This window comes from Streptomyces hainanensis (assembly GCF_004348415.1).
In the GTDB taxonomy this organism is placed as follows: domain Bacteria; phylum Actinomycetota; class Actinomycetes; order Streptomycetales; family Streptomycetaceae; genus Streptomyces; species Streptomyces hainanensis.
The window spans coordinates 1-10,886 of sequence record NZ_SMKI01000265.1 but is presented as its reverse complement, the minus strand read 5'-3'; the positions used below and the strand labels follow the sequence as shown (position 1 = coordinate 10,886).

Genomic DNA, 10,886 nt, shown 5'->3' with positions numbered 1-10,886 from the left:
GCCGCCGAGCATCCAGGTGTAGTGCTCGGCGAGCAGCCGGTCGTAGTGGTCCTTCGCCGCGATCAGCCGCAGGTCGGACACCGTGCCGAGGGTGGCGTGGGCCAACGTCTCGGCGGCGGTGGGGCCGCCGGTGTAGCCGATGACGGGCATCGCGGCGGCCAGCGCCGCGTCGACGCCGGCCGGGCTGTCCTCGATCACCAGGCAGCGGGCCGGCGGGTGGCCCGACTCGCGGGCCGCGTGCAGGAACAGGTCGGGGGCCGGCTTGCCGCGCGCCACGTCATCGGCGCTGAAGATCCGCCCCGCGAAGCGCGGCCACAGCCCGCTGTGGGTGAGCGAGTGCCGGATCCTGGGGTGGCCGCCGCTGGAGGCGACGCAGTACGGGAGGCCGCGCGCGTCGAGGGCGTCGAGGAGTTCGCCGACCCCCGGCATGGTGTGCGGCCGGGCGGCGAACGCCTCGCTGACCCGCCGCCGGTACTCGGCCAGCCAGTCGGCGTCGACCGGGCCGGTGGCGTGCGCCCGCACCTGCTCGTACAGGTACGCCTCCGGGCGGCCGAGGAACCGCCGCCGCACCTCGTCGGGGGTGAGCGGCCAGCCCACCTCGGCGGTCATCGCGGCTACCACGGCCGGACCGAGGGTCTCGGTGTCCACGAGCACGCCGTCGCAGTCGAAGACGACCAGGTCCACGCCGGCGAGCGGCCCCTCGTCGGTCATCGGGCACCCGCCGACTCCAGGGAGACCAACGCGGCGTCCACCACGGCCTCGACGGTCATGCCCCTGGCGGCCAGCGCCTCGGCGGCGGGCGCCGAGAGGCCGAAGTCGTCGATGGTGACGGCGGTGCCGTGCTCGCCGAGCAGGTCGTGCCAGCCGAAGGACGACGCGGCCTCCACCACCACCCGGGCGCGGACGGCCGGCGGCAGCACCGCGTCGCGGTAGCCGCGGTCCTGCGCCAGGAACCAGTCCTTGGACGGCACGGAGACGACCCGCGCCGCGACGCCGCGGCCGGCCAGCGCCTCGCGGGCGGCCAGCGCCAGCGCGACCTCGCTGCCGCTGGCCAGCAGCAGCACGTCCGCGCCCTCCGCCACGACGTACGCGCCGCGCGCCACGCCCTCCCGGACGACCGCGACGGGCGTCGGCAGCACCGGCACGCCCTGCCGGGCCAGGACCAGGCCGACCGGCCCGTCCTGGCCGAGGGCGGCCAGCCAGGCCGCGGCGGTCTCGGTGGCGTCGGCCGGGCGGACGACGGCGAACCCCGGCATGGCGCGCAGCGCGGCCAGGTGCTCGACGGGCTGGTGGGTGGGCCCGTCCGCGCCGAGGGCGACCGAGTCGTGGGACCAGACGTGGACGACGGGCAGCCGCATCAGCGCCGCGAGCCGCAGCGCGGGCCGCTGGTAGTCGCTGAAGACCAGGAAGGTGCCGGCGAACGGGGTGTCGTTGCCGACCAGGGCGATGCCGTTGAGGGCGGCGGCCATGGCGTGCTCGCGCACACCCCAGTGGACGGTGCGGCCGGCCGGCTGCTCGGGGAGGAAGGAGCCGCCGTCCTTGATGGTGGTGCGGTTGGAGTCGCCGAGGTCGGCCGAACCGCCCCACAGCCTGGGGAACGCGGCGGCCAGCGCCTGAATCACGGCGCCCGACGCGTCGCGGGGCGCGACGGAGGCGCCGGGCTCGAAGTCGGGGAGCGCGGCGGCGACCGCGCCCGGCTCGGGGCGGGCGACGGCGGCGTCACGCGCCGCGGCCCGCTCGGGGTGGGTGGCGCGCCAGGCCGCCACGGCCTCGTCCCAGGCCCGGTGCAGGGCCGCGCCGCGCTCGACGGCGCGGCGGGTATGGGCGCGCACCTCGGGCGGGACGGTGAACGGCGCGAGGGCCACGCCGAGCCGCCGCTTGGTGGCGGTGACCTCGGCCGCGCCGAGCGGCGCGCCGTGCGCGGCCGGGGTGTCGACGGCGTGGGGGGCGGGCCAGGCTATCCGGGACTTCAGGACGATCAGGGTGGGCCGGCCGCGCTCGGCGCGGGCGGCGGTGAGGGCGGCGTCCAGCGCGTCGGTGTCGACGTCGCCGTCGGCGGCGAGCCCGACGTGGCGCACGGACCAGCCCTGGGCGGCGAAGCGGGCGCCGGTGTCCTCGCGGGTGGCGAGGTCGGTGGAGCCCTCGATCTGGATGCCGTTGTCGTCCCAGACGACGACCAGGTTGTCGAGGCCGTGGCGGCCGGCGAGCGCGCCGGCCTCGTAGGAGAGGCCCTCCTGGAGGTCGCCGTCGGAGGCCAGCACCCACACGGTGCGGTCGGTGACCTCGGGCGCCGCGCCGGCCAGCCGGGCGGCGTCCCGCCGCAGCGCCATGGCCATGCCGACGGCGGTGGCGACGCCCTGGCCGAGCGGCCCGGTGGTCGTCTCGACGCCGGCGGTGTGCCGGTACTCGGGGTGGCCGGGGGTGCGGGAGTCGAGCCGGCGGAAGGCACGCAGGTCGTCGAGGTCCAGGTCGTAGCCGGTGAGGTGGAGCTGGGTGTACAGCAGGATGCTGGCGTGGCCGCAGGAGAGCACGAAGCGGTCGCGGCCCTCCCAGCCGGGGTCGGCCGGGTCGTGCCGCAGGTGCCGCTGGAACAGCAGGTGGGCGACCGGGGCCAGGGCCATCGCCGTGCCGGGGTGCCCGGAGCCGGCGGCCTCCACGGCGTCCATGGCCAGGGCGCGGGCCACCGCGACCGCCTGACGGTCGGTGGGATCGAGGGCGGGGTCGGTCACGGCGGGCTCCTCTGTGCACGGGCGGGCGAGCGGATGACGTCGCCGTCATCGATTGGTCATGTCGTCATGATGACTCGCCTCAACGTAACGCATCCCGACCACCCACCCACTCTGACCTATTTATCCCTTTTATCCGGAGTCTGTTGCCCCATTCCGCCCCTGTTCAGGAAGCTTCTCCACGGGAGTACGGTTACAGGGAATCGACCTATTGACGTCGTGTGGGTTTCTAGTCATCATGACGTCTCGACGACACGTTCTCAGCGAGGAGGCGGCGATGGCCGAGCACAAATACGCCCAGGTGCGCGACCATCTGCTGCGGCGGGTCAGCGGGCTGCCGGTCGGCGGTCAACTGCCGCCGGAGTCGGCGCTCTGCGAGGAGTACGCCGTGAGCCGGATCACACTGCGGCGGGCCGTCGACGAGCTGGTGAACGACGGGCACCTGATCCGTCAGCACGGCAAGGGCACGTTCGTCACCCGCCCCCGGTACGCGCTCAAGCACCGCGAGCGGTTCGTCAACGAGGTCACCGGCTTCTTCACCCAGCTGACCAGGCAGGGCCACACCGTCACCTCGGAGGTCCTGACGCAGAAGCCGATGCGCGCCGGCACCCGGCTCGCGGCGGCGCTCGACGTCTCGCCGGCCACCTCCGTCATCCACCTGGAGCGGCTGCGCCGGGTCAACGGCCGGGTCCACCACCTCGCCGACTCCTACGTGGAGGAGGAGCGCTTCCCCGACGTGCTCACGGTGGACTTCACCGCCACCTCCCTCTACGCCTACCTCCGCGCGCACCACGACGTGGTGCTCACCCGGAACGAGATCGTCGTCGGCCTGCACGAGTGCGACGGGCGGGAGGCCGCCCTGATCGACGTGGAGCCCGGCTCGGCGCTGCTCCTGGCGACCTCCCGGGTCTTCGACCTCAACCGGCGGCCGGTGATCCACGGCACGTCCAAGTTCCTGCCCGAGAGCGCCGAGCTGTCCTTCGACATCGTCGCCGACGCCGAGTAGCGCCGAGTAGCACCGCCCGCGCCACGCACCACGCACCAATAGAGAGACCGACCGCGATGACGACCAGCACCACCAAGCTCAGCGACCTGCTCCCCGAGGGGAAGATACGTTTCTCCGCCGACCGCCTCGGCTGGCGCGAGGCGGTGCGGGAGGTCGCCGCGCCCCTGCTCGACGCCGGGGACATCACCCCCGACTACGTCGACGCCATGATCGAGTCGATCGAGGCCGGCGGCACCTATATCAACCTCGGCTTCGGGATCGCCCTGGCCCACGCCAGGCCCGAGCGCGGCGCGGTGCGCACCGCCATCTCGATGCTGCGCCTGACGGAGCCGGCGCCGCTGCTCGACCAGCCCGAGCACGCCGTCGACCTCTACTTCTGCTTCGCCGCGGCGGACGCCACGGCGCACACGCTGGCGATGGCCTCGCTGGCCCGTCTGCTGTCGGACCCCGGGACCCGGGAGGCGCTGCGCGCCGCCCGCTCGGCGGCCGACGTCACCCAGCTCATCCACGAGTTCGAGGAGTCGAAATGAAATTCCTGGCGATGTGCAGCACCGGCCTCGGCAGCAGCTTCATGGTGCGCATGAACATCGAGGAGGTCCTGGCCGAGCTCGGCGTCGGCGGCGTCGAGGTCGACCACTCCGACATCGGCTCGGCGAGCGCGGCGAGCGCCGACGTCTTCTTCGTGGCCAGGGACCTGGCGGAGACCGCCGAGGGCCTGGGCGACGTGGTCGTCCTCAACAGCATCATCGACCGCGAGGAACTGCGCGAGGCCGTCAAGGACGCCGCCGTCCGCAAGGGCCTGCTCTGACCTTCTGACCCAGCTCGCACCCCCACAGCAAGGAACGTCTGTCCGCTGCCGACGTCACCTGCATCGCGACCAAGAACCACCAGTCGTGCCGTAGAAAGGCGTTGACCAGTGAACAGCTTCCTTAACGTCCTCGTGGACATATTCCGCGAGCCGTCCGTCATCATCGGCCTGATCGCCCTCACCGGCCTGGTCCTCCAGCGCAAGTCCTTCTCGGACACCCTGAAGGGCACGATCAAGGCGTTCGTCGGCTTCCTGGTGCTGGCCGCCGGCGCCGGGGTCGTCTCCGGGGCGCTGACGCCGTTCGGCGACATGTTCCAGCACGCGTTCGACGTGCAGGGCGTGGTGCCCAACAACGAGGCCATCGTCGGCACGGTCCTCACCGACTTCGGCACCCAGGCCGCGTTGATCTTCTTCTTCGGCATGGTGGTGAACGTGCTGCTGGCACGCTTCACCCAGCTCAAGTACATCTACATGTCGGGCCATGTGGCGCTCTACCTGGCCGCCATGATCGCCGTGATCCTCATGGCGAACGGCTTCGAGTCGTGGCAGGCCGTGCTGTGGGGCTCCCTCGCCCAGGGCATCGTCACCACCGTCTCGCCGGCCCTGGTGCAGCCGTGGATGCGGCGGGTCACCAAGCAGGACAACGTGGCGCTCGGCCACACCGGCGGCTTCGGCATCGCCACCAGCGGTCTGGTCGCCAAGCTCACCAAGGGCGACAGCAGGAAGTCGACCGAGGACCTGAAGATCCCCTCCGGGCTCGGCTTCCTGCGGGACACCACCGTCGTCATCGCCGTCTCGATGGGCGTCATCTACCTGCTGGTCACGCTGATCGCCGGCCCCGGCTACGTCGAGGACGAGCTGAGCGGCGGCCAGTGGTTCCTGATCTGGGCGATCATGCAGGCCGGCATGTTCGCGGCCGGCGTCACGGTCATCCTGGCCGGCGTCCGGATGGTGCTCGCCGAGATCATCCCCGCCTTCAAGGGCATCTCGCAGAAGCTGGTGCCGAACGCCAAGCCGGCCCTGGACGTCCCGATCGTCTTCACCTTCGCGCCCAACGCCGTGCTCATCGGCTTCCTGGCCAGCTTCGCGGCCGGCCTGATCGGCATGGGCGTGCTGGCGGCCGTCGGCGGCACGATCATCATCCCGGGCATCGTGGCGCACTTCATGACCGGCGGTGCCTCGGGCGTCATCGGCAACGCGGTCGGCGGCCGGCGCGGCGCGGTGCTCGGCGCCGCGGCCAACGGTCTGCTGATCACCTTCCTGCCGCTGCTGATCCTGCCCCGGCTGGGCGACGTGGGCCTGGCCAACTCCACCTTCTCGGACGCCGACTTCGGCGTCGCGGGCTTCTTCGTGGGCAACGCGGCGAACTGGTCGCAGGCCGCGGTGATCGTGCTGGTGCTCGGCTCGCTGGTCGGCCTGTTCGTGGGCAGCGCGATCGCCTCCCGCCGCCAGGCGGCGCGCGCCGCGGTGGCGGCGGACTCCGCGCCCGAGCAGGAACAGGAGCCGCAGCCGACCTCCTGACTCCGCCATTCCACGGCCGGGCCCGTATGGTGCGAACCGTACGGGCCCGGCCGTCTGTCTTCCTGGAGCCTCTGGTGTTGTTCGATCCGCGCGACCTCCGACTCCCCGTGGTGCAGGCCCCGCTGGCCGGCGGGCCCGCGACGCCCGAACTCGTCGCGGCCGTGTCCGGGGCCGGCGGCCTCGGCTTCCTGGCCGCCGGCTACCGCACGGCGGACGAGGTCGCGGCGCGGATCGCCCAGGTGCGGGCCGGGACCACCGAGCCCTTCGGCATCAACGTCTTCGTCCCCCGCCCGATCCCCGACCCGGCCGGCGCCGACCGCTACCGCGCCGAACTCGCCGCCGAGGCCGAGCGGTACGGCGTCGCGCTGCCGGACCCGGACCCCACCGACACCGACGACTGGGACGCCAAGCTGCGGCTACTGCTCGACGACCCGGTGCCGGTCGTCTCCTTCACCTTCGGCCCACCGCCGCCCTGGGTGGTCGACGCCCTCCTCGCGGTCGGCACGTACGTCGTCGCGACCGTCACCACGCGGGCGGAGGCCCGCGGGGCGGCGGCGCTCGGCGTGTCCGCGCTGTGCGTCCAGGGCCCCGAGGCCGGCGGCCACCGCGGCACCTTCGACCCGGCGGCCGACCCCGACCCGACGCCGCTGCTCCCGCTGTTGGGCGCGGTACGGGCCGTCACCCACCTGCCGCTGATCGCCGCCGGCGGCCTGGCCACCGGCCGCGACGTGGCCGGGGCGCTGGCGGCCGGCGCGGTGGCCGCGCAGGCCGGCACGGCCTACCTACGCGCCCCGGAGGCCGGCACGTCGGCGCCCTACCGGGCGGCCCTGGCCGACCCGGCGTTCACCACCACCGTCGTCACCCGCGCCTTCACCGGCCGCCCGGCCCGCGGCCTCCGCAACCGCTTCATCGACGCCCACGACGCGACGGCCCCGGCCGCGTACCCGCTGCTGCACCAGCTGACCCGCCCACTCCGCGCCGCCGCGGCGGCGGCCGCCGACCCCCACGGCCTGAGCCTCTGGGCCGGCACCGGCCACCGCCACGCGACGGCGGCCCCCGCCGCCGACACCACCCGCGCACTGGCCACCGGCTGACGACCCCCGCAGCCCTGGCAGCGCGGGTCGAACGAGAACACGAACGGGCTGCCGCGGCAGTACTTCCCCGGGCCGACGGGCCTGGCCCGCCGCACTCACGAGGAACTGGACACCGTCGCCACCGGGTTGAACAGCCGACCACGCGAAACGCTCGGCTGGGAACCCCAGCCGAGCGTCTCGCCAAGCTCCTGGCCGAAGCCAGTTGATCACCTGTGTTGCGCCGCCCCCTCGAATGGCCCGGGGGAGCGGGGGCGCGAACGGGCGGACGACCGCCGCCTCACCCTTCGCGGGGCGGGGCCGTCAGTCGGTGGTGGCCGCGCGGTACCTGAAGATGCCGGGGTCCCTGTGGCCGACCTCGGGGTAGCCGCTGCTGCCGCCCGCGAACACCGTGTCGGTGCGGTGATCGACCGCCATGTCCGACACGGTGCCTCCGGTGGGGTTGTCCACCTCGGGCAGCGGGACCTCGCTCCACTCGCCGTCGACCAGGCGGTTGAACTCGCTGTACGTGCTCACCCACAGCTCGTCGCCGGCGTGGGCCACGCCGTGGACGTAGCCGTCGGGGATGCCCGTCATGCGCTCGTGCCGCCACACGGCGCCGTCCCAGCGCAGGTAGCCGCTCTTGGTGACGCTGTCGAACAGGTAGACCTCGTCCGCCGAGGCGGTCGCGGTCTGGCTCGCGAACCCGGTGTACGACGCCGGCACCGGGGTCTGCGTCCACCGGGTGCCGTTCCAGCGGTAGGCGACGGCGTCGTAGTCGTCGTCGTCCCCGAAGACCCAGAGGTCGTCACCGGAGGTTCCTGCGGTGACCTCCACGTCGATGGGCGGCAGGGTCACCCGGCGCCAGCCCGTGCCGTCGTAGTGGAAGCCCTCGCTGGCGATGCTGCTGAAGGCCCACATGTCGTCGGCGGCGAAGGCCTCGAACGAGTCGAGCGTGTAGCGGCTGCCCGACGCGCCGCCCGTCCACGAGCCGCCGTCCCAGTACCAGGTCCACGGCACGCCGTTCCGGCGGCCGAGCTGGTAGAAGTCGGAGCACGAGACCCCGCCCAGGGTGTAGACCGACCTGTTGTCGTCCCCGAGGTCGGACGGCGTGGGGATCCGGAGGAACTCCTCACCGTTCCAGCACCGGATCGGATCCGCGTCGCTGTTGGTGAACAGAACGTCGCCCGAGACGGTGGGCGCCGTGTACTCGTAGCGTTGGGCCGACGTCTGCGTGTCGACGTCGGCAACCGTCCACTCGCCCGCGTCGTCGGCCCAGGCGGTGGCCGGGGCCGCGATGGCTGCGGAGCAGGCGATCAGTCCCGCGGAGGCTGCGAGCAGGCCGCGGTGTGCTCTCTTCAAATGCGTTTCCTCGATGCGCGCGATGAAGCCGCGACGGCCGCGAAGAACCAGGGGTTGGGTCGCGGAGACGCCCGGCGTGAGTGCCGGGGGCGTTGAGCCTACGCGAGCCGGCGGCCAGCCTTCGCCTCGGCCCCCTCCCAATGAGCCCTGAACATAAGGGTGTTCACCTACCTCGGGGTCCACGCGGCGTACCCGGAGGTCGCGCGCGGTGCGGTGCGGCTGTTCCGGTCGGAGCACGAGGGCGACGCGCGGCCGGACACGGCCGACCTGACCGCCCGGGTCGGGGTGCGGGACTCGAAGGACACCGGCATCGTCCCGTTCACCGTGCCCAGGGCCGCCTGGGCCTCGTTCGTCGACCAGCTGCGCCGCGACGCCTGAGGTTCGCTTCGGTACGCGAGCCGGAAAGCAGTGGCCGCGCGGGCTCGTGGCCGCCTACGTTCGCCTCCCTGGGTGGCTTCGTGACGCGGCGCGCCACCGCCGCTAGGGCTGGTCGGGGACGCGGAGGGTGAGGAGCGCGACGTCGTCCTCGCTGCCCGGCGCGCGGGCGCGGTCGAGGACCGCGTCGGTGAAGGGGTCGAGCGGCCGGTGGCTCAGGGACGTGGCCTCTTCGCGCAGGCGGCGCAGGCCCTCGTCGATGGAGCTGTCGGGGGACTCGATCAGGCCGTCCGTGTAGAGCAGCAGGGTCGATCCGGGCGGCAGCACCGCCGTCGCGTCGGGGCGGGGTTGCTCGGGTGCGGCGCTGAGCAGCACGCCGTGGCCCTGGTCGAGGTAGTGCGCCGTTCCGTCCCGGTTGATCAGCAGCGGCGGCGGGTGGCCGGCGTTGGTCCAGGTCAGCAGGTATCCGCCCTCCTCGGGCAGCTCCACCCGGGCGAAGATCAGCGTGGCCATGGGGATCTCGGCGATGTGCTGGGCCGCCTCGTCGAGCCACTCCACGATCTTGCTCGGCGGCTTCTGCTGGGACCAGGCGTAGGCCCGGAGCATGTTGCGCAGTTGCGCCATGCCGGCCGCGGCGTCCAGGTCGTGTCCGACGACGTCCCCCACGACCAGGGCGGTGGCGCCGTCGGCCAGCGGGAAGGCGTCGTACCAGTCGCCGCCCACCTGGGAGGCGTCGCTCGCGGGCGCGTAGCGGACGGTCATCTCCAGCTCCGGCACGTACGGCATCTGGGGCAGCAGGTGGCGCTGCATGGTCTCGGCGACCCGGCGCTGCCCCTGGTAGAGGCGGGCGTTCTCCAGGGCGAGGGCGGCGCGGCGTGAGACGTCCTCGACCAACGCGACGTCGGCGGCGGTGAACGGGTCCGGCTGCTCGGAACGGCCGAGGGTCAGGGCGCCCATGACCTGCCTCGGTCCTCGGATGGGCACGATGGCCGCCGAGTGCAGACCGGCCACCTCGAACAGCCGGCGTTGCTCCTCGGAGATGGCGGAGAGCTGCCGCCCCCGGTAGGTCTCGGGCCCGGCCAGCGCGGAGGCCGCCCCGCGCAGCGCCCGCGCCAACGGCATGAGGGACTCCTCGGGCACCGGCGGCATCGGGCCCTCCAGGTCCTCCCGCCTGAGCACCGTGCCGTTCTCCGCGTGCGCGACGGCGAAGCGCCAGACCTCGTCACGCTCGGTGAGCAGATCGACGACCACCCAGTCCGCCAGGCGCGGCAGCACGAGGTGGATCAGCCGGTCCAGCGCCTCGTTCACCTCCAGGGTGGAGGTCAGCTGGGTGGTCGTCTCGGCCAACAGCGCCAGCCGTTCGAGCTCCGTCAGCGACGGTCCCGCGCCGCCCGGCCTGCTGCCGGGCCGCACGGCCACGTCGACGGTGTGGAAGAGCACCAGCGTGACCTTGTGCCCTTCGAGGACGCAGGGCGTGGCCAGCCAGGACACCGGCAGCAGTGAGCCGTCGCCGCGTTCCGACCACTCCCCCGAGACCTGCGTCGGGGCCCCGGAGAGGATGGCCTTCCGCAGCCGGCACTGGGCCCGGGGGATGGTCTCGCCGTGTCGGTTGCGGTGCAGCAGGTCGTGCGCGTCCCGTCCGATCAGCTCCGGGGCGGACCGGCCGAGCAGCCGCTCGGCCCGCCGGTTGGCGCCGAGGATCGCGCCGCGCCCGTCCAGCAGGTGGGCGCCGACGTCCACGGCCTCCAGGGCCGCCACCATCCTGCTCAGCGCCTCGCTCGACGGCTCGCCGCCGCCGGTGTCCGCCGCCTCCGGGTCCGCCACCTGCCCGTCTCCTCGCGCCAGGGTCCCCGTGCCGGAGGCCCGTGCCAGGGTCCCCCGCGTCAGGGTTCCCGTTCTGCCGCATCCGCCGGCACCGAGTTCCCCCATCCACGGCGGCCACACGCCCACCCGCGCCGTCGCGGCCGGACAAGGGTGCCGTCCCCCCGCCTCCTCCTCGGTCGGGGTGCCCCCTAGGC

10 protein-coding genes and 1 pseudogene are annotated in these 10,886 nt (G+C 73.6%); 7 read left to right on the top strand and 4 right to left on the bottom strand.

Features of this window, described 5'->3' with window-relative positions; translation table 11 throughout:
* Positions 1-711: HAD family hydrolase (locus E1283_RS22765; protein WP_132819980.1), on the bottom strand; the 711-nt coding region annotated here is incomplete at its 3' end.
* Positions 708-2,729, bottom strand: coding sequence for a transketolase (tkt, locus tag E1283_RS22760; RefSeq protein ID WP_243745025.1), 2,022 nt, complete (start codon positions 2,727-2,729; stop codon positions 708-710). The genes E1283_RS22765 and tkt, both read right to left, overlap by 4 nt.
* A 274-nt stretch (positions 2,730-3,003) precedes the next feature.
* Here tkt and E1283_RS22755 point away from each other — a divergent pair, with 274 nt between their 5' ends.
* The 6 genes and pseudogenes from E1283_RS22755 to E1283_RS22730 form a co-directional block, all read left to right on the top strand.
* Positions 3,004-3,732, top strand: a complete 729-nt coding sequence (locus E1283_RS22755; protein WP_165956217.1) for a GntR family transcriptional regulator — start codon at positions 3,004-3,006, stop codon at positions 3,730-3,732.
* 56 nt (positions 3,733-3,788) lie between these two features.
* Positions 3,789-4,262 (top strand): PTS sugar transporter subunit IIA, encoded by a 474-nt coding sequence (locus E1283_RS22750; protein ID WP_132819978.1) that lies wholly within the window; start codon positions 3,789-3,791, stop codon positions 4,260-4,262.
* Entirely contained in the window at positions 4,259-4,540 is a 282-nt protein-coding gene (locus E1283_RS22745) for a PTS sugar transporter subunit IIB (protein WP_132819977.1), read from the top strand. Before E1283_RS22750 ends, E1283_RS22745 begins: the two co-directional genes overlap by 4 nt.
* 108 nt (positions 4,541-4,648) lie before the next feature.
* Entirely contained in the window at positions 4,649-6,061 is a 1,413-nt protein-coding gene (locus E1283_RS22740) for a PTS ascorbate transporter subunit IIC (RefSeq protein ID WP_132819976.1), read from the top strand.
* Between the two features lie 74 nt (positions 6,062-6,135).
* Positions 6,136-7,155 carry a nitronate monooxygenase gene (locus E1283_RS22735; protein ID WP_243745024.1) on the top strand — a complete coding sequence of 340 codons (1,020 nt, stop codon included), beginning with the start codon at positions 6,136-6,138 and terminating at the stop codon, positions 7,153-7,155.
* Positions 7,156-7,158: 3 nt separating this feature from the next.
* Positions 7,159-7,361, top strand: a pseudogene (locus E1283_RS22730) (transposase); the annotation flags it as partial.
* 94 nt (positions 7,362-7,455) lie between these two features.
* Here the strand turns inward: E1283_RS22730 and E1283_RS22725 are convergent.
* Positions 7,456-8,493 carry a hypothetical protein gene (locus tag E1283_RS22725; RefSeq protein ID WP_132819975.1) on the bottom strand — a complete coding sequence of 346 codons (1,038 nt, stop codon included), beginning with the start codon at positions 8,491-8,493 and terminating at the stop codon, positions 7,456-7,458.
* Between the two features lie 159 nt (positions 8,494-8,652).
* Here E1283_RS22725 and E1283_RS37435 point away from each other — a divergent pair, with 159 nt between their 5' ends.
* A complete protein-coding gene (locus tag E1283_RS37435) occupies positions 8,653-8,871 on the top strand; it encodes a DUF397 domain-containing protein (protein ID WP_165956215.1) in 219 nt (72 codons plus the stop codon).
* 102 nt (positions 8,872-8,973) lie between these two features.
* Here E1283_RS37435 and E1283_RS22715 read toward each other — a convergent pair whose 3' ends face one another.
* Complete coding sequence (locus E1283_RS22715) at positions 8,974-10,692, bottom strand: SpoIIE family protein phosphatase (protein WP_425086215.1); 1,719 nt, start codon at positions 10,690-10,692, stop codon at positions 8,974-8,976.
* Positions 10,693-10,886 lie beyond the last annotated feature (194 nt).